We start from the raw sequence: 23,798 nt of genomic DNA, 5'->3' as shown, positions 1-23,798 counted from the left end.
AACTTATAAAACATTAACCTAATGCAAAACAACAGGAAGGCCAAACCTTCGGTCCCATGGGATAACCATGTCCAAATTTCAGCAAACTCAGACGCCGTCACCTGGCCTCGGGCTTTTGTGGAGAGCAGTAATGACAACAAATTACCCACCGTATTTAACCGAAAAAACAAACTGCGTTTTCACCTTGTTTCGGCGCTTTTGACCATCAGTTTGATGCAGCTCCATGGCACAACAAATGCGCAGCGCATCTCTATCAATTCAAATAAATCGTCCATCAAACAAGTTTTCCAGCAATTGGAAAAACAATCTGGTTATAGTTTTTTCTACAAGGACGTTGTACTCGAAAAAATTAAGGATACGGGTGTTAAACTCGAAAATAGCACCCTACAGCAAGCTTTAGATGCCATTCTTAAACCAAATGGTTTGGATTATGAGGTTGTTAATAGGACTGTAATTATTAAACCTATCTCAAAACCAATCCCAAACACTAAACTAATTAATAAAAACTTACAGAGCTATGTCACCGGAAGGATCCTAGATGAAAACGGCAAACCTATTCAGGGGGCATCTATTCGACTAAGAAACGATGAAAAGAAAGGTGTTAAAAGTCTAGTTGATGGAAGCTTTAACCTTCCCATAACCTCACTAAATGAAATTCTTATTATCTCTTCCGTAGGTTATGAAAAGAAAGAAGTTAAAGCTAGTTTGAATAAGGATGAAATGATCATTCAGTTAAAGCCACAAAATACCGCTCTGGATGAAGTTTCTATAGTTTCGACTGGTATCTTTAAAAAAGAAGACAAAAGTTTCACCGGAGCGTCTCGAACTATTTCTGCTAAAGAATTAAAACAATACGGTTCCCGCAACTTAGTAACATCACTTCGAAATATAGACCCATCGTTTAATATCATTGAAAGCAATTTATTTGGTTCCGATCCGAATAGGCTTCCAGAGATTCAAATGCGAGGGAATGCAAGTATCCCAAATGTTAATCAGATTCAAAGTGAAACGAAGACGCAATTAAATACGCCTTTAATAGTAATAGATGGATTTCAAACGACATTGCAAGCGTTGATTGATATCAATGAAAACGATGTTGAGGCTATTACGCTATTAAAAGATGCCGCAGCGACAGCTCTATACGGTTCCAGAGGTGCCAATGGAGTTATAGTTGTAACAACTAGAATGCCTCGTCCGGGAAAGCTGAGATTAACTTTTGGATCAGAATTAAAAATTGAGATGGCAGATTTAAGCGGCTACCATCTCCTCAATGCAAGGGATAAACTGGAACTCGAGCGGCAAGCTGGTTATTATGACAAAGCAAATGCTTATCAAGATATACCTTCAAAGAGATATTACAATTTTCTTCTCAACGAAATCAATAGTGGCGTAGAAACGGATTGGATGGCAATTCCCTTAAGAACCTCACATGCATTGAGAAATAACCTACGTCTTGAAGGAGGTGACCAGCAATTTCGGTATTCCGCAACCTTACAGAACAATAATACTGCGGGTGTGATGAAAGGTTCTTCACGAAATACAATAAATGGATCGATCACCTTATCATACACCTACAACAACCTATTATTTCGAAATTATCTGAATGTTAATAATGTCAAGAGTCAGGAATCTCCATACGGTACTTTTTCAGATTATGTTAAACTCAACCCATACTGGCGTCCTTACGATGTTAATGGGAATGTCAATAAAGTATTGGGCGATCCGGGAAATGATGACAACATATACGTAAGGGGTACCTTACCAACTAATCCCCTTTATGATGCGACATTAAAAACATTTGACAAAGGTGAAGAAACGCTAATCACAAACCAGACAGCTGTTGAGTGGAAAATCATAAAGGATCTCCTACTTACAGGTAAATTTAGTTTTACGAAAACAAATAGCCAAAATGATGCATTTAGACCCGCAGAACATACAAACTTTGCAAATTATACCGGTGATGATGTTTTTAGAAAAGGGGATTATGCTCTTGGAATTTCAAATGGAATGAGATATGAGGGTGGATTGAACCTATCTTACAGGACCAAAATAAAAGATAAACATCAGATCTTCGCAGGGGCAGAGGCAAATATTTTACAAAGTAAATCTTCCGACTATTCATTTTTAGCAGAGGGGTTTCCAAATTCTAATCTGGATTTCCCATCAATGGCTTTACAATATCAAAAGGGAGGAAAACCAAGTGGTAGAGAATACTTCTATCGAACGTTGGGATTTGTTGGAAATGCAAATTACAATTATGCCAATCGCTATTTTGTTGATGGTACATTTCGCTATGACGGATCATCCCAATTTGGATCAAACAAGAAATTCGCACCTTTTTGGTCTGCAGGTTTAGGCTGGAATATAGATGAAGAAAAATTTTTCAATAAAGAAGGAAAAATCAACAGACTGAAGCTGAGAGGGTCTATAGGAACCTCAGGTTCTACAAACTTCGACACCTATCAGGCGCTCACGACTTACGCTTACTACACCGGTGATCGCTATTATAACTGGATAGGGTCCTATTTATTGGGAATGGGTAATCCCGACCTCAAATGGCAACAAGTCATGAAATATAATATTGGAACAGATGTCGATCTATTCAATCGCTACCTTCTTCTACAAGCAAATTATTATATCGAAAACACCAATGATTTAGTCTCGGCTATTAATACCCCGGCATCTAATGGTTTTGAATCCTACACATCAAACGTTGGAAAACTTCGCAATAAAGGATTCGAATTCTACGCAACAGTTTTTCTTATGAAAAAGCCAGAAGGAGTTACCTGGTCTGTTTCAGGAACGGTTTTACATAATAAAAATAAGATCATTAAAACCTCCGAAGCCTTGAAAGATGCACAGAAAACTTTACAGGGAAACCAGTACGATGCTGCGCAGATGTATATAGAAGGATATTCTAGCAACGCGATTTGGGTTGTAAAATCTCTTGGGATAGATCCAAGTACAGGTAAGGAGCTATATTTATCATCGGATGGCACACCAACCTACACATGGAATGCAAATGATGTGACAGCAGTCGGAAATACAGATCCTAAAATATGGGGTAGTTTAAATACCATGGTACGCTATAAAGGATTGACATTCACTGCAGCCTTGAGTTATAAGTTCGGCGGACAAACGTATAATAAAACACTGGCCGACCGGGTAGAAACAGGGAATTATTCCAATAATGTTGATCAACGCGTATATACTGGCCGCTGGCAACAGCCCGGAGATATTGTTCCGTTTAAAGGACTATTAAATACTACGCCGACTTATAAAACATCCCGATTTGTACAAGACGAGAATACCTTTTATGCCCGGAATTTCAATGTTCAATATGATTTCCGTTATGCAAAATGGGTTAAAAAAATCGGTTTCGAAAATGTTAACGTCGGACTAAATATATCAGACCCATTTATCATATCAACTATTCGTCAAGAACGAGGAACCAATTATCCATTTTCTCGTCAATTTACATTGAGTTTAAATGCAACTTTTTAAACATGAAAAAATCTATCTATATAATCTTGCTTGCTACTGCGTTTTATACAGTTTCATGCGACAAATTCTTGGATATCGTACCAAAAACCCAAGTTCCCCAGGATCAACAATTTGATACTGAACAAGGATTTAAAGATGCTTTGACTGGCGTCTATATTAATCTAAAAAATGAAAGTACATATGGCAAAGAATTAAGTTTTGCTACCATTGAAAATTTAGTGTCAAGTTGGGATGTCACAAACAACACCGTCGAACAACAATTGGGCCTTTACAATTTCTCGGATAGTAAGGTAATCGACAAATTTAACCGAATCTTTAGCCAACAATATAAAACAATAGCTCATATCAATGCTATACTGCAACAAATCGATTTAAAAAAATCGGTCTTAAAAACAGCAGGTATATACGAAATCATAAAAGGGGAATGCCTCGGTTTAAGAGCCTTTATCCATTTAGATTTAATGCGCTTGTATGGTCCTATGCCTCAAAACCCTGCGATTGGCAACGAATTAGCCTATGTGACAGAATTTGGAAGAAATATCAATGCACATATTTCCTATGAATCCTACAAAGCACAACTATTGAACGACATCAAACAGGCAGAAGAACTTATTAAATCAGTAGATCCCATGCTTAACTATTCAATGGCAGATATACGCAACCCCAATGGGTATGGTAGTGCTTTTAAACCAGATGATGACTTTATCGCCTACCGGAATATGCGCATGAACTACTATGCAATAAAGGCATTGGAAGCTAGGGCGAACTTATGGTATGGAGATAACGACAAAGCATATTTAGCTGCAAAAGAGATTATCGAAGCACGTAACGAAAAAAATGCCCCTAAATTTCAATTAGCTGGTGGCGTCGAATATACAGCATCAAATTTTATGCTGACAACCGAACAAATTTTTGGCCTTTATGCTTATGATATGGCCAAAACTTATACAAATTATTTCGGAAACGGCCTCTACCGCAAAGGGACATCGGCCACAACAATTACAAATCAATTATACGGTAATACCGGCACCGATTTCAGGGAAGCTACCTTATGGAATTTAATTACCATGACTAACGGCTCAAAATATAACGTCATCAAAAAGTATCTCACAAATGAAAATAACGTTACTGTAAGCACGGATTATAAACAAATTCCACTACTTAGGACAAGTGAAATGTATCTAATTTTAGCTGAAACAGCACCATTTAATGAAGGTTTAGATTATTTTAAACAATTCAGACTCTCTCGGAATATTGGATCCACTGCTATACCACAAGACAAATCAGGCCTACTATCAGAAATAATTAAAGAATATCGGAAAGAATTTTATGCTGAAGGTCAAGCATTTTACACTTACAAAAGGTTAAACGTTCCCAAAATCCAAGTGCTATTCGCTCCATCAGCAGCTTTAATTAATTACTTATTACCTATGCCAACGGTTGAATCATCTAATTAAGGAATACAATGAACAACTATAAATCCATACTATTTATGCTCTCAGTATGCACCATAATATTTATCTCCTGTGCAAAAGATGAGTACTATATTTTTAACGATGAAGCTCGTATTCAGTTTGGGCCTCCTATCGTACCGCGAGGAACGACTGTTTCGGAATATCAGGATACATTAAAAGGTGCGACTTTCTATTACGATGCTGAAAAAATCACTAGGGATACCATATACTTCGACATTTATACAATTGGTAAATTGTCCAAAACAAACCGCAGCTATAAAATTGAGCAAATAAATCTACCAAATGTCGATAATGCTATCCCCGGAAAACATTATGTAGCATTTGACGACCCGAGTCTCAAAAATGCATATAGCATCAATGCCGATTCAGTACATGCAAAGGTTCCAATTGTTATCTTACGCGATCCAGAATTAAAAGCCAAAACGATAAATCTCGAATTTCAATTAGTAGAAAACAACAATTTCAAGCTCGGAGAAAACAGCAAACTCTGGCGTAAGCTCCAAATAACAGATCGTCTAAATAAACCCAATAATTGGACAACTACGGTCTCTCAATACTATTTTGGAGCATATAGTGTCCGAAAACATCAATTTATGATTGAGACTACACAAGAAAGATGGGACGACAATTTTTTTTCAGAAGTATATAGCGCTATAGATCTAATCAACTATTATAAATCTGTCCTTGGCACTGCATTGATCGATTACAACAATGCGCACCCGGGCAATCCATTAAAAGATGAAAATGGAGAATTAATCACCTTTCCAAACTAAAACGAATATGAACAAGTTTCTCTATTATTTACTAATTGGACTTACACTAATTGTCTCCTCTTGTGCTAAAGATAAAAGCAACTACACATACAATACAGAAGAGTACATCGAAATTAAAGGTATCGAAGACAAGTATACAGCAGTTGCATTTCAAGATACCATCAAGATTGAACCACAGATCAGCTCAAACAAAGATGGTGATTTAGAATATAGCTGGGGCATATATGAAACAAATGTGCAAGGTCGATCGGCTCCAGTAGACACAATTAGTCATACGAAAAATCTAAAATATGCAGTTCATGAAGACGCAAAAGACTGGGTGCTGGTGTTCCTTGCAAAGAATAAAAGAACAGGATACGCCCAATATAAAACTACAACACTAACGGTCGCTACTGCTTTTACTAGAGGTTGGTACATATTGAAAGATGACGGTGCAAATTCAGATCTAGATCTTTTTCTAACCCCCCAAAGTATCATGGTCAATGGAAAAATCGAAAACGCGTTTAGCACAGCGAATGGTTCTAAACTTCAGGGTAAAGCAAGTAATTTCAGTTTTACATCTGCATACAAAAGTAATATCTTGAACCCTACAACATATGCAAATACAAGAACCTTATTTATCACCACAGAAAAAGATGTACAAGCTGTAGGCATTAATAATTTAAAAACAATCAGAGACAAATCAACACTATTTATCGGTGGAGACCAAAACATCGCTCCCCCAGTGGGTGCATTTGTTGGAAATTCTGCCATATATCTTATTAATAGAGGTGAATTATACAATATCTACTCCAATAGCGTAAACAAAGGCCAATTTGGGAGCAAAGTAAGATATGACGACAATAATAGCTCATATAGCCTATCCCCTTATTTTGCAAGCCAATATAGTGTAGATCCTATTTTATTTGATAACAACAGTAGTTCATTTGTTACGCTGGTAAATGGATCGGGATCTACATTGACGACTTTCTCAAATGTTGATGGGAATACATTACCTACGGTCAAAAACAATAAAACAGCTTTATATTTAGGATTCAAATCCACCACATACCTACCAGCACCGGATTACTATTCTAAAAGACAGGGATACGCTATTTTGAAAGATAAAACGGATCCTTCCTTAAAATCCTTGTGTTTTCTAGAAGGCGACAGAACAAAACTGACTATTAAAAGTGAAACTTTAAGCCCGAGCTCTCTATTACAGAATGCCTCACTATATACCTTGTTGACTGAAGATGAAAATCTATTATATTTTGTCACCAATAACAATGTTTACAGCAGAAATCTTAGCAATGGTTTTGAACAATTACAATATGCTGTACCAAGTGGAGAACAAGTAACTTTTATCAAACATCTAAAATATGCCGTCACAACCGAGCCGGAATACAATTTCAATTTCTTTATCATAGGAAGTAAATCTGGCTCAAACTATAAAATAAGAATGTTTAAGAAAAACTCTGGAAATTTAGAATCTGTTCCCACTCAAATTTTAGAAGGAACTGGTTCCGCCAGATCAATCTTATATATCTCGCCAAGGGTCTCTGAAAGTAGTTATCCGAGTACCTATTAATTCATTATGGAGATCTAAAGCCATCACTAAGGTTCTAAGAAAAACAGATGGTTAAAAGTATTTAAAACCAATTTTATGTGGTATATACAAACAAAAAAATCAATTTTAGTTGGGTTATGTGCCTTAGCTTGGGTCAGTAGCTATGCACAATCTACAGAAATATTTACCCAAAAGCTGCTTCAAGCGTTCCAGCAGAAAGACACTGCTTTCATCGCTGGAGAATTGGCCTCCAACTTCTCAATAGCAGGACATACAGATGCTGGAGCCAAGTTTCGCTTAAACCAAATTGTTAAAAATTATCCCGTTTCAAAAATTGAGTCAAAAACAGATAAAAAAACAAAAAAAGGCTCTCTAATGAGCCTAGATCTAATTAGTACGGAAAATAAAACGGTTCATACACACGCTTTACTAGATTCATCTGGTAAATTAATACATCTTTCATTATTCGACGAACTCTACGGGGTCAAGCGCATGGAGAAAACAAAATTACGTGCTATTATCCCTTTCGAAAACAAGAACGGCTCCATTTATCTCCAGGTCAAAATCAACGGATACGAAAAACCATTACGACTATTGTTTGATACTGGAGCGGACGGCATGGCTGTAAATCAACAATTAGCCGATGCTATTGGCCTAAAGGTCACAAGAGAGAATAATGCTTCTGTGGTTGGTGGCAATACCAAAATTCAAGTATCGGACAATAACAGCATTCTATTAGATACCTTAAAATTAAACGGACAGGGTATTGCGATATTCCCAGAAATGGGTAAAGAAGGTGATGGTATCATTGGTAATACATTGATTCGTCAATTTATTACTCACATCGATTACGACAAAAACTTAATTTCGCTGTATGATTTTGGAGATTTTCAATATAAAGACAAAGGAACTACCGTTCCGATTACAATGCCCGCGGGAGTAATGATTCTTCCCGGCCAACTTGAAATCATACAAGGCAAAACGTATACAGGACATTTTGTATTCGATACCGGAGCATCCTATGACCTCATCTGTTTCCGTCCATTTGTACGCCAAAATAAGTTACTTGTTAGTGGATTTAAGCCCGAAGCTCAGGCAGCAACCGTAAGCATGGGCGTCTCTTCACCGACCTTCTCCGGTAACAGTTATCAATTTGCTATTTCACCACTACCCGCCGTAAAAGGTTTACCCATTACATTAATGGGAGGTAGTACTGCAAACGAGCAATGGAAGCCAGGATTTGACGGATCCATAGGCGTCCGACTCCTCAGCAGATACAATATCACAATCAATCTAGCAGATAATGAGGTCCATTTTTCTCCGAATAAACTACATACCGCCCCGCAAGACTTTCTGGTAAAAAACTATCAATTTGGATGGGACAATGTTGGTCGACTGAAAGCTTTAGGAATAATAGGTGCTCTTGAAAATCCCGATGGTTTAAAAGCAGGGACCATAATTCACAGGATCGACAATTACACCGCAGATCAACTGAAGAAAAAACCGATGCTAATTGAAGAAATAAGACTAAAAGCAAAGGAACAGTCCATTATTATTACAGTTGCAGACAATAAAACGATTACAATTTAACAACTGAGAGGCCCTAAATATACAATCGCCCAAAACACAGATTAGATGAAAAAAAATATCTTCTATATGGTCACAACCTGTTGTGGTCTGCTCTTGTCATGCCTGTTGCATGCGCAGGAAAAAATAGTTCAAGGAACTTATGCCGAATGTCAAGCCCTGGCAAAAAAAGAGAACAAACTTATCCTTATTGACCTTTACTTTGTCGGATGTATGCCTTGTGCGGAGATGGATAAACAAGTGTTCCCAGACCCTGCTGTGGTCAGTGAACTCAAAGCCAATTATATTCTCTACAAAACCGACGTGATGAAGGAGATGGACGGCAAAAGGCTGGCCCGAAAATACGGTGCCCCCGGTTTCCCAACTTATGTTATTGTAAATCCAGATGGAAAAACGCTATTGACCGAATCAGGGTTCTTTGGGGTAGACCGATTTGTCCCCTTGTTAAAAGAAGCCGTTCAACGCAGCAAATCCGAATTATTTCTAGCCTTTAATAATAGTCTGGACAATAACTATCCAGCGGCCTATAGTGAGCGGTTTATCAAGACTGGTGAGAAACACGATTTTGCAGAATTAGAAGGCTATCTGGATCAACAAAAAGACCTTTTCTGCGAAGCAGCATTTTTAGCCAATAGCGTTACCTCATTCCCGAAATACAACGATTGGGTTTACACACACCTGCCTCAACTCATCAAGATGTACGGTAGTAATCTACTTCGGAATAAAATTTCAGCAATAGCATCAAAGAAAAGCAAACAATATGGTTCTGCGCAACAGCTGGACAGCTTAGAAAGTATGCTCACGTATATTCGTCCAACTTTTAATGACAAATTGTGGGATACCTTTTTACCCACGTTTATCTCCAATTATTACACAAGTTCCAAAGATGCCAATACCTATTTGAAATTGATCACGCAATTCAATCTTTACACGACTTGGGATCTTAGAAGCAATGCGTTCGGACAAGTCATCATAGACCAAGCGAAGGAGCCTAAAATACTAAATAAAATATTAGCCGAATACCAGCAACAGCAAAGTATAGGGCAACTAGATGTCATCGACAACTACCGCTTGACCTTACTTTATTACTATCTAAAAGACTTTAAAAACGCGACAAAATCTGTGCAAACACTCTTAAACGCTGATCTGTCTAGCTCCAATCATTCCACACTAAAAAAAGAAATACTTGCTTTGAAAGATGCCATAGACAAAAAGAATCCAGATTTATTTCAAGCGAAAGATATCAAGAAAATTATTCCATTTACACTTAGTTAAACCAATTCAATCATGATCAGAAAAACCATTTTATTATTGACGACATTCGTTTCATCGATTGTTGTGTTAGCACAACAACCGAGTAATGTTACCGGAACAACAGATCCTATTAAAGTAAAACGTGTAGGCCTATTCAAAGTACTCAATGGACGACTAAAAGAAATTGCAACAGCTATTCCGGATGCTGCTGGTCGATTTGGATTCCGTTTCACACCAGAGTATGAAGGCTTATATTCGATTGGTAGCGGAACCGCACAAAATCAACAGGGATTGTTCCGCTTCTATTTCAAAGGCAGTGAGGAACTTAATTTAAAATTGACACCGAGTGAATATGAACTTATTGGCAAGAATAGTCCCGAAAATGAGGCGCTTTATCATTGGGACAAACTTTCAAAAAGTTTCCATGATAAAGGAACAACACCGGGTGGTATGAGTACCTATGTAGATTTCTTTCCTGAGGTGGAACAATTCAAAGGAAAACTCGATGGTATCAAAAAAGCAGTTAAAACCGGAAACACAAACTTCGATAAATTTTTCCCTGAAATAGTAGATTACGATTTTGCGTATTATGCCATCTCCTATTTATACATGCCCCGTACGGCACACCCGAGCAAAGAGGAAATGAGCGATTATTATACGCAATTTAATGCAGATCGCTTTCTCACAACTGAGCTTCTTAAATTTCCCTACGGAGATCGTTTCATGAGTAATATGGTGTACAGGAAGTTAGATTTGGCAACGAAACCGACATTTGATCAACAGGTTGCTGCGATAGGCCCCGATGTGCTTAAAGGACAATATGTGCTACAACGTCTCGAAGGAGCGCGCTCTTACAGCGACTTTCAGGAAATGAATAATACCTATAGAAAATACTTTACTTTACCTGAGCAGATTGAACGTGCAAAGATTGTTGAAGCTAAGCTTGTAGAGACAAAAACTGGTGTACCTGCATTTCAGTTTAGCTATCCGAATATTAGTGGTCAAAAAGTTAGCCTTGCGGACCTAAAAGGTAAAGTTGTTTTAATCGATATGTGGGCGACCTGGTGTGGTCCCTGTCGTGCAGAAGAACCACATTGGGAAAAATTGAACGAGGAATTCAAAAACAAATCAGTTGCTTTTGTTGGGGTTTCTGTTGATCAAGATAAACCCAAATGGGAGGCTTATGTAAAGGAAAAAAACTTAAAAGGGATCCAATTACACGCAGGATCTGGAAATACCCTATCAGACGCCTATAAAGTCAACTCGATTCCACGCTATATCCTCATCGACAAATCCGGCAATCTGATCTCAGCCGATAGTCCGAGACCAAGCGACCCTAAATTGAAGGCACTTCTCGAAGAATGGATAAATAAATAAGAAAATCCTACCATACATCTACATACACGAGGGGCCGTCCAACAAAATTGGATAGCCCCTTCGCATAGTTAAAGAAGCACCGCCAAGAGATGCTACTTATCAATGAATTGTTAACTTATTATCCCAATTGTGGATCCGTTTTCGAATGATTACCCGTTTCTACACGACCAGCAAACTGGCGTGCAAATTTGGTCCCCTCCACGTGCAAAGTAACATCATACCAACCGTGGGTTTTATGAGATTCTACAATCCACTTCGTAGATTTCCCTGCCGCAAGTACAATAGATTTCTTCCAGGTGCTGTAAGCATTATCTTCTACATGTACATGAAATGATTTTTTCCCTTTGTTATGGACCTCCAGTACAAGATTACCCGTCAACAAACCTTTCTTCCCGATTTCATACGTCGCTCGAACAGATAAGGGTTCCTCCCGTCCTTGAAATCCACGCATAAAACCATTAGGTCCGTACACAGTCAAATCGTAATGGTGATCTTTAAAGTCCGCCAAGTTCCATTCAAAACTTAGTTCCTGACCTGCCATAACTGCAAACGGCCAAAATTTCACGCCCTCCTTATAGCTCGGTCCACTATAGACATTAAAAGGACTACTGAGCGATTTACTACCAAATACCTTATTGCCAACTTCTAGCGTTAGATGAAACTGACTGTGTTCCTTAGCAAAAGAGTCTTTGACATAAAGTTCGTAAGCCAACGCGCTGGAGTTTTTCTGACCTTTCTCCTGTCTTGCCAGTAAAGTGGAATGACCTTTAGACCGCAATCCTGCGGCATCCTCTTTCGACCAAACATGAAAATTATTAGGTAGCGGTTTCGATTTCGCCTGGTCAATGGCATAGATCTGCTGATTCCGATCGAGGAATGGTAAATCAACAGCATTCGCTCCCTCAGCTTTCCGAAATATCGATGTCAAATCACCTGTAATGGCCCGGCGCCACGAACTGATATTCTCCTCTTTCACATGCTTGCCCAACTTTTTCTCAAAGAAATGCTCCATAAACTGAATCGTCGACGTGATATCGCAAATCTCCGAGTTGACCCAACCGCCTTTTGACCAAGGTGATGCCACAATCAGAGGTACACGGTAACCGAGCCCCACTGGACCTTCCGTCGCATTACCCTTTTCTTCCCCATCGGCAAGCTCCTGTGCTAAACTCACATATTCACCGCTATAATCTAACTCCGGTGAAGTTTTTCCTGAATGGCTATCTGCTGGGTTAGGGGCTACAAAAGGAGGGATATGATCAAAATAACCATCATTCTCGTCATAATTCAGAATAAAAATAGTCTTCTTCCAGATTTCGGGATTTTCTGTCAGAATATTCAAAAGCTCCGATACATACCAAGCTCCATACATGGGTGCACTCGGATGATCTGAGAAGCTTTGTGGCGCCACAAGCCACGACACAGCAGGTAACTTCTCAGATTTCACATCATGTCTAAATTGGTGTAAAACATCTCCCTTAGGAACAGTAATCTTTTCACCTTCATGTGTCACCACGCTTGTCTCACGATAGAAGGAATCACCCTCATTCGTCTGAAAAGCGCGCTCATGCAAGGCACGCTGTTCTTTAGGAAGCTGCTGAAAAGCATGATCCGTAAGACGTGCCAAATGCTTTTGGTAGCTATTCAGCTGCTCCTGCTTCTGCTTGAGTTTATTCTGTGTTTTTTGTACGCTCTCGGTATTATTATTCGCTAATGCCTTTTCTAGTTCTTGAATTTCAGCGGGTAATTCTGCAACACGTTTACGCATAAAATCAAGATGGCTTTTCTTGAATTCAATGTGATATTGTGCAAACCATTCCAAATTATTGTCCGTGAAATTCCCCAACAGATCCTCACCGTCTAAGCCGCTTTCTATGCTGACTTCATTTTGGTAGACTTTCCAGGAGATCCCTGCTTCTTCCAAGCGTTCCGGAAAAGTTTTCCAATGTGCCCAACGGTTAAAATAAATATCTGAATTCCGCACCAATGGCTTCGCCCCTTTATGTGGCACACAGGTTCCAGTCCAGAAGAAATGCCTATTGGTTGTTGTACCCGTAATAGATGAACAGAAGTGCTGGTCGCAGATGGTAAAGGCATCAGCCAATGCATAATAAAATGGAATATCCTCACGTGTATAATAACCCATGGTCAAAGGAATCTCTTTCAGGACCTTTCCCCCTGGACGCTTCGCTTCGATCCAGTTATCATGTTTTCCCTGATTTCGGGCTGCCATCTGGTTTTCCCAGGAATGTGGTAAATTTCCGGTCCAGGCAGCATTGGAGTTTTTGATATCCAGTCGGAACGGTGAATAGGTCTTTCCACTGGCCGAAGACTGCAGCCATACCGGATTGCCATTAGGTAATTTAATCGCCCGTGGATCATTGAATCCCCGAACACCACGAAGTGTTCCAAAACTATGATCAAAAGAACGATTCTCTTGCATTAATAAGACAATATGTTCGGCATCTAAAAAAGTACTTCCTGTTATCGGTTCAATCGCCAATGCGCGCTGTATGGCATCTGGCATAGCACTCTGTAAGCCAAAAACACCAGCTAACAATGAAGCCTTCTTGATAAAATCTCTTCTGCTATCCATAAATAAATTTGTTCTCTCTCTTATAAATTCAATGGTTACAACGAATATATCTATTCGCGGTCTTTTTTTATGTAACGTTTTTAACAAACAATCCCCGCAAACGATTGATCTCACTTGCGGGGACGATTATTTTTATTTAGCACGCTATTTCAAAACCCATATCAATTGATTCGGATCATCAATACCGTTAAATTGTCTTTGAACCGCCTCTTTGACATTTTCCGAATTGTAATTGTATTCTCTATCCTTATATTTCCAACGCACAGGAATCTTTGTCGGTGCTTCCGAATTCATACTTGAACTCGCATTAATCTTCCATGTTGGGTATCCCGTACGACGGTAATCGTAATAAGGTGTATAACTCAACTGTAGGTAGCTTGCCAAATATTTTTGTACGATGATTTCAGCAATCTGCTTCTCACTATCTTGTGGAAATGCTTGTCCATATGCAGTTAATGCTGTGCTGATGTAGCTGGCATCCATCGGCATCTTATGCGTGAACTGATCCTGATTTGGCGTATTATCAGCGGTAAATTTCATTGATGCCTCAATCCCTTTTTTATACCATTCGACAGCAGGGGCGTCAATCCAGCCGCGAGCACTTGCCTCAGCCAGTACAAAACATAACTGTGCATAAGAATATTGCTGTGTAGGCTCTCCTGTAACTAGTTCTGTAAAACGGTCGTTCAATTTCGAATAATCTGTCGTTTTCTTGATATCACCAATGTCACCAAAAGATAAAGAAACATCAACACCCACATAGGCGTCAAAATCTGATTGCTGTTTTCCATTGGCTAATCGCAAGGCAGAAGGTGCAGCATAATAGAACAAACGTCTGTCTTTCCTGCTTTTTAAAGGATCGATAATTTCAGAAGATACAATCGGATAGATCACAAAGCTATTGCTCACCTTATAGAAAGGATAGGTTTGACCGCTTTTATCCGATCTCGTCAATTGAAAATTATCAGCATTGGACGTAAAAATAATTCCCGAATCAACAATTTTTTTGAAGCGTTCCTTGACCTTCAGGTCCGTATCAGATGTTTTCTTACTCAACTGAATAAGCACATTTAACGCAAAGGTATTAACAAGCTTCCGCCACTGTTGCGTATTGCCTGCATACACGGGGTCACCAGTGAATTTATCGCCTGCCTGAAACAATTTATCCGCTTGTTCCAGTTCGCTCAAAATACCTAAAAACACATCTTTTTGAGTGTCATATTTTGGAAAGTACATTTTATCCGATTCGCCCCGTAATGCCTCCTGATAAGGAATATCCCCCAATTTCATTGTACCTTCAAAAAACCGCATCGCCCTTGCCAGGTGCATCACACCTCCATAGGATTTTGAGAGCCCTTCAGTTGTCGCGAAATCAACCATATACTGCGCATCGTTCAATCCAGTTAATGGAGACTCCTCTTCCCCCAAATTATTGTACTGATAGCCTTCTGCAAGCTCAGTCCATGCAATCTCTTTTGTTAACATATAAGGCTGCATAAACGATTTTTGAGACGGCGGATTTGCCAATCCTAAAATGATGCGTTCAGAAATCATCGATGAATTCACCGCCTTAGGCATCTCGGGATCAGTATTTATTTCTTCAAATTTAGAACAGCTCGCGGTAGTAAATAGCAATACAGCAACCATTCCCCATGTATAATTATTAAATTTCTTTTTCATCAGAATATATTTTTTAGGCCACTGAAGCAATCATGATCAACAAAAGCAAAATGTAATTCGCCCTAGTCCTCTGTTTCCACATACATGATCCTATCAATGTGCGCAAAAGATTAAAAAGTCAGGTTCAAATTAAAACCAATATAACGCATTGACGGAGAACTTAAATCCTCTTGCCCTCGATCGGGATCCGAAAATCTATAGGTTTTCGTCCACAACAATAGATTCTGCCCTGTTACACCAACGCTGGCTTTCTTGGCTTTAAATTTTTGCGCAACATTGGTCGGAACAGAATAATTGATTGACAACTCACGTAATTTTACAAAAGTTTCGTCCCAATAATTCTGTCTACCTGAATAGGCAGTCTTCCAATAGGATTCATACGAAACTACCTTATCATTCTTCTCAAATACCCGTGTATCTTCGGCAACGCGACCATAATTATCATATTTAACTGATCCCGATACCACTTTCACGCCTGGCGCTACGTAAGTTTTATTCCCATTCACAACTTCTTCATAACGATAGCTATTATCCGAATCAGGATGAGCGCCCGTTTGCCATAAACGTGCATTCATGTTCGAATAGGACATACCATTAATTCTACCATCCAAACTGAATGATAGGGAAAAATCTTTATAACTAAACTGATTTGTCAAACCCCAGAACCATTTCGGAGCCGAGTATCCGATCAGTTGCGCTTTATAATTGGCCGATATAGGCATTCCAGCAGCATTCAATACTAACTGTCCATCCGGAGCACGCTCCCAATCTTTGGATGTGATGTAATCTGTTCGCAATCCTTTTTGAACATACAACGCATCACTGGAGTAACGAGGGTCCAAAGAATGGAAGTATTCTAGATTTTGAGATAGATTTAAACTCACATCCCATTTAAAGTGATTGCGTTTGATCGGGATACCACCAATAGTAATCTCGTGCCCCTTAGTCATACGCTCTTCGCCCGTATTGATCAATCGATATTTAAATCCCGTGAAAGAGGATATATTGTTATAGATGGCCTGATTGTGCAAAAGACGATAATAACGGGTATAATTTCCGTACAACCTATTTTTCAATACGGCAAAATCAAATCCCACATCAGTCAGATCACGTTGCGTAGGAGAAATTGAAAAGTCCTTGATATCATACTGATAATCAGAATTTGTTATCGCATAGGTTGCTGTTGGAGCTCCATCCCACACATTATTATTTACCCTAAACACCTGATTGATTTCGTATGGATCAGGTACTGTTTTCGTGACAGCCCATGAACCACGTACCTTCAACATATCCAACCATTGGGGTTTACTCGGCAATAAATCAGAAATAATAACACTTCCTGATACCGATGGGTAGAAATAAGCACGATGCTCTTTGGATAACGTTGACGACCAATCATTACGTCCAGTCGCTTCAATAAAAATTGCATTCCTCCAAGATAGAGATAAGCGTCCATAAAGTGCATTTCGCATCTCCCGTACCCTAGATTCAACAGAATTGACCGGGTCAATTGAATTACGTAAAGAATAGTAACCTGGAATAGATAGTCCATTCATTGTTTTGGAAATTAAACTATTATTCTGACGATAGAAAATAGCCGCGCCAAACAATCCATCCAAAGCAAAATCACCAAAAGATTTTTTTCCTGTAAAAATCAAATCGTTATTGGAACTAAACCCGTCATATTTGGCCTTCATATATTTTCCCTTGCTATCAAACCCGCCAAAATCCGTAAAACCACCACGTGTACCATAAATCCCAATCGGGTTTTGTTGTGTTCTAGTTTCACTTAAATAATCGTATCCTGTCCTTAGCATAAATTTACCCCAATCTGCAACCTTATAGTTAAGCGTGATTGCCGCATTCAATTTATTGCTTAGACTAGGTGTGGTTTTTTCATAAGCTATCAAATAGGGATTATCATACCAGCCATTGTACATCCAGTTTTGTTTCTGGTCTTTAATCATCCAATAATCTTTATATTGCTGAAGATCGTATTCAGGTCCTGTCCATACTAGAATATTATAAATATAACCTTGATCATTATACCCCGCACCAAAGTTATTAGACGATGCATTCCGGTTATAAGCAAGTCGTGTTTCCAAATCGACCTTGCTACTGATCTTGGTCTGTCCAGAAACCGACAAATTCGTCATATTCAGCTTCTGATTAGGGTACTGTCCCTTATTATAAATATGATTAATGGATGTCCGTATGCTTCCATGTTCACCTTGATTCGTGAAACTTACCGTGTTATTCGATATAAAGCCAGGTTCGAGAAAATTTTGAAAATTGTTTTTCCCCCGAGAAGTCAACGGTTGCATTTCCAATTGCTTGGTCAAAGGATTCCACTGCGAAGCCGTACGACCGATGTCCAATTTATCTCCCCAGACGTAATCATTGTTATTGAACTTGCCAAATTCACCGGATGAATAAGAGCTTTGCACCTCAGGAAGCGCTAAATAGCCCGAAAAGAACATATTGTTACTATTGACCGTAATTTCAGTTCCCTTCTCTCCAAGCCCCTTTTTCGTGGTAACCATAATCGCTCCCCCAGCTCCCATACTACCATACAAAGCTGTGGCTGTTGCACCTTTTAGCACGGTCATATCCTCGATGTTATCTACCGGCACATCGCGCAAGGTCAAATTTTCATAAGCCACTCCATCAATCACTAAAATAGGTGTTAATCCCCTTACTTGAATTTGAGGTGTACTATTAAACTCGGTGCTGTTCAAAACACGTACTCCTGACATCCGTCCTGTCAAAGTCGTTCCAACATCTACCCCTTTCACACGCGTCAAATCTTCCCCTCTCACACTCTGCGTTGCATACCCTAAGGCTCTTTGCTCCCTTTTTATCCCCAAAGCTGTTACAACAACCTCATCCAATGAATGTGATGACTTTACCAATTTAATTGTTCCAGCCTGCGATCCCAAAATTTCAATACTTTCATACCCAATGAAGGAAATCTGAAGAATAGCATCTTCCGCAGTATTTGTCAATTTGAATAGACCGTTTCCATCAGTAGAAACAGCAGCAGCAGTCCCTTTAACACGTACGGTTACACCAGCGATAGGCTGCCCCGTTTCTTGATCCACAACCCTACCATTGATCTCTTTGGCTGTATTAGAAACCGGTTTTTCGTTTTTCACCCTTGCATCAGCGCCGGTTTTTCTCGAGATCACATAAAGCTTTTCATCAATTTTTTTGACCTCAAGATTTCCGTCCGAAATCGTCTGTATAAATTGAACAATTTGTTCCTTTTTCAATTTATCAAGGTCAGCGGATTCATTGATCTTTTGGTTCGAGATCGAAGCGTCATAACCAAATTTAACGTTGAATTTCTGTTCCATTCGCGTGAGGATTTTCCCGATTCCTTCACTGCTAGAAAATTGTGAGGCCATGGTCTGAAGCGCGAGCGTTTGGAATAGCAAAGCTCCTCCCATGAGTTTTAAATAGTAATTGGTTCTTTTCATAAATTACTTTTTATGGATAATTGTTTGATTAAATGCAGTATTGAGCATCTTGAGCGACTTTTCCAAATCGCTAGCCGGTAGATAACCGGTATAACTTTCAGTCCGGAAGGAGTCTATCAATTCGAGTTGGCTATCCGGATAAAGATTATTTAGATCATCTACTATCTGCGTGAGTGGAACTTGATTAAATGACAAGAGATCACTCTTCCAGTTCGATGCAGTGCTCGTATCCGTTTTGGCTACATCAAATTGTCTTTGTCGCGCATCATAGGCGACTTTTTGGCCAGGGGTAACAAATGAATATTGCCCGCCGCGCGAAACGCGTACTTTACCATGATTCAACACCAGACTGCTACGCCCCTCAGAACAATTTAAATTAAATGCTGTGCCTAATACACGTACATCAAAGTCCCCAGAACTGGCAATTACAAAAGGTTGTTCAGCATTCTTAGCCACCTCAAAAAATGCTTCCCCCGAAAGCTTTATCCGACGTAAACTATCTGCATCAAAATCTGACAACAATTCAATATGCGCACCTTGCCGAAGAGAAACATGTGTACCATCGGGCAATACAAGTTGCTTAACAAATTTTGTCGGATTGGAATAATGAACAATTTCAGAAGCCCTAGTCACATGTTGTTCCTTAAATTTAAATTGAAATAGGCAAGCAAGACCGATAAACAGTAGGCAAGCGGCAGCGGAAATGACAGACCAACGTCTTTTCCAAATAGGTATTACGGGCGGCGTCAACGAGGTTCCGGTGATTGTAAAGAAAATATCTTCAGAAATTGTTTTGTTCAGCTCACAATCACGATCGTCTAGCGCAACCACCTCTTCCACATCCGGAAGCTCATCCCTCTCACAAGAAGTCAGCAAATCAAGAAATATGGTGTTTTCCTCGGGACTAAGTTCTCCCTTAAGGAATTTTTTATATAAAGCAGCTATTTTGGAATTCATCATCTATGCCCATCTTTAAATACATATACGTACCTAGATGACCGGAAGACGATGCGGCTCTAAAAAATATTTAAAAAAATCAATAGGGCTATTGAAATCTCAAAATGATCAAGAATATATTGGCGCACAAACTTATTTCCTTTAACCAGTTGGTCACGGACCGTATTCACAGATATACCGAGCCTTTCAGCAATCTCATGATTATCCAAAAACTCTTCTTTACTCAAAAGAAAAATTTCAAGTCGCGATTTTGGGAGTTTTGAAATGGCCTCGCGATAAACTCGCTCCAAATCTTTAAACCGAATAGCTTCCTCATTTGAATTGTCTACCAATTTGGTTTGATCGATATCTGTAGCCTGAAATTGGAATCTCACCTTTTGTTTCCGAAGCTCATCAAATACAAGATTGCGGGCAATCGTATAGAGATAGGATTGTGGATTTTTATCGCCGTCCAATTCTGCCCATTTTTTCCAAATTCGGGAGAATGTTTCCTGGACCAAATCTGCGGCAGCTGGTTCTTCTTTCAGGTGTAAATACGCATATTTATACACTTTGTCCTTATACAGCAAGAAGAAAGTTTTAAAATCCAAGGCATTATTATTTTCAATAGGCATGCTTCATCACTTATAATTGATCCTACAAGTTTAGTGAGAATTTTTTAAAATATGCCCATGAAATACACAGGATATACGACCTACAAACCCAAGGCTAACAAGTGATAACGATTTAGTTATAATCAATTTATATTAAATTAACACAAGTGCATGGAGTATTCGATCAACAAAATAATGGTCAGGAGACCACGCCATCTTCTACAGCAAAGAAAAACCTGACTTAAATACATAAAAAAATTCCATGACATGTATGCCATGGAATTTTTATTTATTTCTATTGATTACAATACTGCTTTCTATTTTAACAACGGAAATGGTCCCAAGAAGTAAGTCGCTCGTTTATAGAAACGGAGAAAGAAATCAAGTACCGCATCGTCCACTGGAAAGAAAAATTGCTTATCCACTTCCGCCTTAAATAGATTGACATAGTACTTAGGCAACTCGCTCGGAAAGAAATCCTCAACCAAAAGATTCAAAAAATATCGTGCATAAGGCACGTCATTTTGATTACCTTTCTCCACAAAGTCGTTATTTTTTAATGGAAAAAACTCTTCTATACCACCAAAAACTTCTAATCCTGTCTTCGGATTAAAGAATACCGTGACTTTCGCATCTTTTGTAAGATCCAAATTTGATTCTGGAAGTGGAGATTCTTCTTTGCTCGGATATTTTTGTTGATATTTCTTAAAGAAATCTGTTGCAAATTCCTTCACGTCTTTTCCTTCCATAAACGCAACAGCCGCCTTATGCTCTGACTGGAATAATTTACCCATATCTTTCAGCTGCTTTTCTGTTTTCTTCAAGCTCTTGTCCTTGCCATTCAAGGCCTCAATGCGATAAGTCATCTCATATTGTTCCGGTAAATCAAAATTTACTTCGTCGGTATTCACAACGGTCATGATTCCCGACAGATTCCAGGCATCTTTCCATGGTACAATTTCCATATAGAAAGATAAGGCTTCTGTAGGTTCAACAAATTGCTGTATAGAGTCCTTAAAGATTTTAAATGCAGTCTTTGTACCGATATGTTTTACATGCACATAAAGCTCGTCCGTTTTTACATAGTCAAAAAAGCTATTAATACGATTACCTAAGGTTTTGACAATACCATATAGCGCATGTTCTTTGCCAATCACCTCAGCTACAAATTCAGATGCCTTCAATGCAAACAGATGTAGCCTATAATTATTGAAATGATTATCTCGAACACGATAGACCATCTGTTGTAACTGATTCTGATCGTGTTGATATCGCCCTATCTCCGCAACTTGCATCAAATGATTGAGATTGGTGTTATATTCACCTGCTGTCAGGTAATTTGTAGCGACAAGCTTTTCAATAAAATTACGGACTTCAAAATAGTTCGCCCCTTCGTCCAAAGCATATTCTAGTTTTAACTTTTCATTTTCAGGAGCAACTTCATAATGTTCTTCCAAGATCGAATAGGCCAAATCTGTAACCAATTGAATCAGACGGCCACGGGGATCAATAAACAAATGTGGGTTACGTTCACTGAAAAACAACCAGGTCAATACGGCAATATCTTCACTATTGATATCCTCAGCATAATAATCCGTTAGGTCATTATCACTATAAAAAGGTAAAAGTTGATTGTATAGTTCTGTATGGATCGTTCTAAAAGCAGCAAAAATTCCTGTTTTTGCAATCACGTCTTCTAAGTAACAGGTCAGATAGATACTCAATGTCTTTAAAGCATCTGTATGTATAAGATCATTTGTCTCTTGCTCCTCAAACCATAATGTAGATAAACTATCATTGATTTCATTTGCAACACGTAAATAATAACTATCTATTTCATTTGTTTTTTGATAAGTATGGTGTGCTATCCAGTCTTGAATAAAAATTCTATTTCCTCTCATATGAAAAATGCTAAAACCAAAAGTAGCCAAATTTTCGAAATATCCATACGGGCAAAACACAAACACGTTCGAAAATAATCTACATTAACTAAAGCACCCACAAACAGCAGGTAACATCCAAGAATCCCTCGTAAAATTTTAAAATACGTCCTTACTGTAAAGTAGATTAACTGGACTAAAAACAGGCCGTATCTGCTAGGAACGATAAAATTGTCACAAAAAAAGAGATACCTTAAAAGGTATCTCTTTTTTCAATGACTATAATTTGATGCTAGCCAGTAGCAATTACATTCTTACTAGTTCCCAAATGGTCTTGCAAGGTCGGATTCAATATGGTACATGTTTTGAGTAAATCACGTACAGGATATTTAGCCACCACATCTTCCAAAGCGGCCAAATGGCGTTCATGATGTGCATCTGAACCCACAAAATCATACATTCCAGATTTAATCATCGTTAAAGCTGCAGATTTTACTTCAACACCATAGTACCTGCTGATAGATAACAAGTTTAACTGTAACATGCAACCGGCGTCCTTAATCTGTTTATACATATTAAAGTTATAATGATAATAATTATAACGTTCCGGATGTGCCAAAATAGGTTGGTAGCCAAGATTTTGTATATCCAATATGGTCTGAAATAACGCTTTGGATTCTTGTAAATAGGACATCTCAATAAGTACATATCCACCGGGCATAACACAGAGTTCATTCGATCCGATGAGATTCACTATTCCGTCATCTATCATATGCTCAGCTGCCGCATGAATTTCCGGCATATTAGGTTGCCCAGCGATGCCAGCCAGTAATTTGTCCTTCGCAGCTTCAATCGTACGAATCGAATTTGGATGTACGCCATCCATAATATGCGGTGTACAGATAAATTTCTCGAAGCCCATTCGGCCAAGCCCTTTCAACAATACTAATGATTGTTCAATTGATTGACTTCCATCATCTATTCCAGGAAGGATATGGTTATGCATATCTACCTCCAAGAAGGCCAATTTACCGACAACCTTTACTTTTGATTCCTGAGTTTTGTTTCCAAACAGTTTTGAAAATATCCCCATA

At 38.7% G+C, this 23,798-nt stretch carries 14 protein-coding genes; 7 read left to right on the top strand and 7 right to left on the bottom strand.

The genetic code is table 11. The features are described from left to right. Nucleotides 1–21 precede the first annotated feature (21 nt). The 7 genes from ACLCDV_RS01570 (at nucleotide 22) to ACLCDV_RS01540 (ending at nucleotide 11,519) form a co-directional block, all read left to right on the top strand. On the top strand, nucleotides 22–3,504 hold the full coding sequence (locus ACLCDV_RS01570) for a SusC/RagA family TonB-linked outer membrane protein (protein WP_411972777.1): 3,483 nt from the start codon (nucleotides 22–24) through the stop codon (nucleotides 3,502–3,504). Nucleotides 3,505–3,506: 2 nt separating this feature from the next. Continuing rightward, nucleotides 3,507–4,961 carry a RagB/SusD family nutrient uptake outer membrane protein gene (locus ACLCDV_RS01565; protein WP_411972776.1) on the top strand — a complete coding sequence of 485 codons (1,455 nt, stop codon included), beginning with the start codon at nucleotides 3,507–3,509 and terminating at the stop codon, nucleotides 4,959–4,961. 8 nt (nucleotides 4,962–4,969) lie between these two features. After that, the gene (locus ACLCDV_RS01560) at nucleotides 4,970–5,752 is read left to right on the top strand and encodes a DUF4843 domain-containing protein (protein WP_411972775.1); all 783 of its coding nucleotides are present in this window, start codon (nucleotides 4,970–4,972) and stop codon (nucleotides 5,750–5,752) included. Nucleotides 5,753–5,759: 7 nt separating this feature from the next. After that, nucleotides 5,760–7,322 carry a PKD-like family lipoprotein gene (locus ACLCDV_RS01555; protein WP_411972774.1) on the top strand — a complete coding sequence of 521 codons (1,563 nt, stop codon included), beginning with the start codon at nucleotides 5,760–5,762 and terminating at the stop codon, nucleotides 7,320–7,322. A gap of 75 nt (nucleotides 7,323–7,397) precedes the next feature. Further along, nucleotides 7,398–8,891: a retropepsin-like aspartic protease gene (locus ACLCDV_RS01550; RefSeq protein WP_411972773.1), complete on the top strand. Its 1,494-nt coding sequence runs from the start codon at nucleotides 7,398–7,400 to the stop codon at nucleotides 8,889–8,891. Nucleotides 8,892–8,936: 45 nt separating this feature from the next. Then, on the top strand, nucleotides 8,937–10,163 hold the full coding sequence (locus tag ACLCDV_RS01545; RefSeq protein ID WP_411972772.1) for a thioredoxin family protein: 1,227 nt from the start codon (nucleotides 8,937–8,939) through the stop codon (nucleotides 10,161–10,163). A 12-nt stretch (nucleotides 10,164–10,175) separates the two neighbouring features. Beyond that, nucleotides 10,176–11,519: a TlpA disulfide reductase family protein gene (locus tag ACLCDV_RS01540; RefSeq protein WP_317668714.1), complete on the top strand. Its 1,344-nt coding sequence runs from the start codon at nucleotides 10,176–10,178 to the stop codon at nucleotides 11,517–11,519. A gap of 118 nt (nucleotides 11,520–11,637) precedes the next feature. Here ACLCDV_RS01540 and ACLCDV_RS01535 read toward each other — a convergent pair whose 3' ends face one another. The 7 genes from ACLCDV_RS01535 to ACLCDV_RS01505 all read right to left on the bottom strand — a co-directional run bounded on the left by ACLCDV_RS01535 (nucleotide 11,638) and on the right by ACLCDV_RS01505 (nucleotide 23,797). Beyond that, nucleotides 11,638–14,115, bottom strand: a complete 2,478-nt coding sequence (locus ACLCDV_RS01535) for a phosphocholine-specific phospholipase C (RefSeq protein ID WP_411972771.1) — start codon at nucleotides 14,113–14,115, stop codon at nucleotides 11,638–11,640. Between the two features lie 144 nt (nucleotides 14,116–14,259). Beyond that, on the bottom strand, nucleotides 14,260–15,795 hold the full coding sequence (locus ACLCDV_RS01530) for a SusD/RagB family nutrient-binding outer membrane lipoprotein (protein WP_333576834.1): 1,536 nt from the start codon (nucleotides 15,793–15,795) through the stop codon (nucleotides 14,260–14,262). A 110-nt stretch (nucleotides 15,796–15,905) separates the two neighbouring features. Further along, entirely contained in the window at nucleotides 15,906–19,274 is a 3,369-nt protein-coding gene (locus tag ACLCDV_RS01525) for a SusC/RagA family TonB-linked outer membrane protein (protein WP_411972770.1), read from the bottom strand. A gap of 3 nt (nucleotides 19,275–19,277) precedes the next feature. Beyond that, nucleotides 19,278–20,234 (bottom strand): FecR family protein, encoded by a 957-nt coding sequence (locus ACLCDV_RS01520; RefSeq protein ID WP_317668717.1) that lies wholly within the window; start codon nucleotides 20,232–20,234, stop codon nucleotides 19,278–19,280. 56 nt (nucleotides 20,235–20,290) lie between these two features. After that, nucleotides 20,291–20,845, bottom strand: coding sequence for an RNA polymerase sigma-70 factor (locus ACLCDV_RS01515; protein ID WP_317668718.1), 555 nt, complete (start codon nucleotides 20,843–20,845; stop codon nucleotides 20,291–20,293). 296 nt (nucleotides 20,846–21,141) lie between these two features. Beyond that, nucleotides 21,142–22,725, bottom strand: a complete 1,584-nt coding sequence (locus ACLCDV_RS01510; RefSeq protein WP_411972769.1) for a DUF3843 family protein — start codon at nucleotides 22,723–22,725, stop codon at nucleotides 21,142–21,144. 271 nt (nucleotides 22,726–22,996) lie between these two features. Then, a complete protein-coding gene (locus ACLCDV_RS01505; RefSeq protein WP_394676940.1) occupies nucleotides 22,997–23,797 on the bottom strand; it encodes a tyrosine-protein phosphatase in 801 nt (266 codons plus the stop codon). Nucleotide 23,798 lies beyond the last annotated feature (1 nt).

The sequence above is a fragment of the Sphingobacterium sp. Lzh-3 genome (assembly GCF_046764375.1).
Classification (GTDB): Bacteria; Bacteroidota; Bacteroidia; order Sphingobacteriales; family Sphingobacteriaceae; genus Sphingobacterium.
The sequence above is the reverse complement of the archived record's forward strand: the minus strand, read 5'-3'. Positions and strand labels throughout refer to the sequence as shown.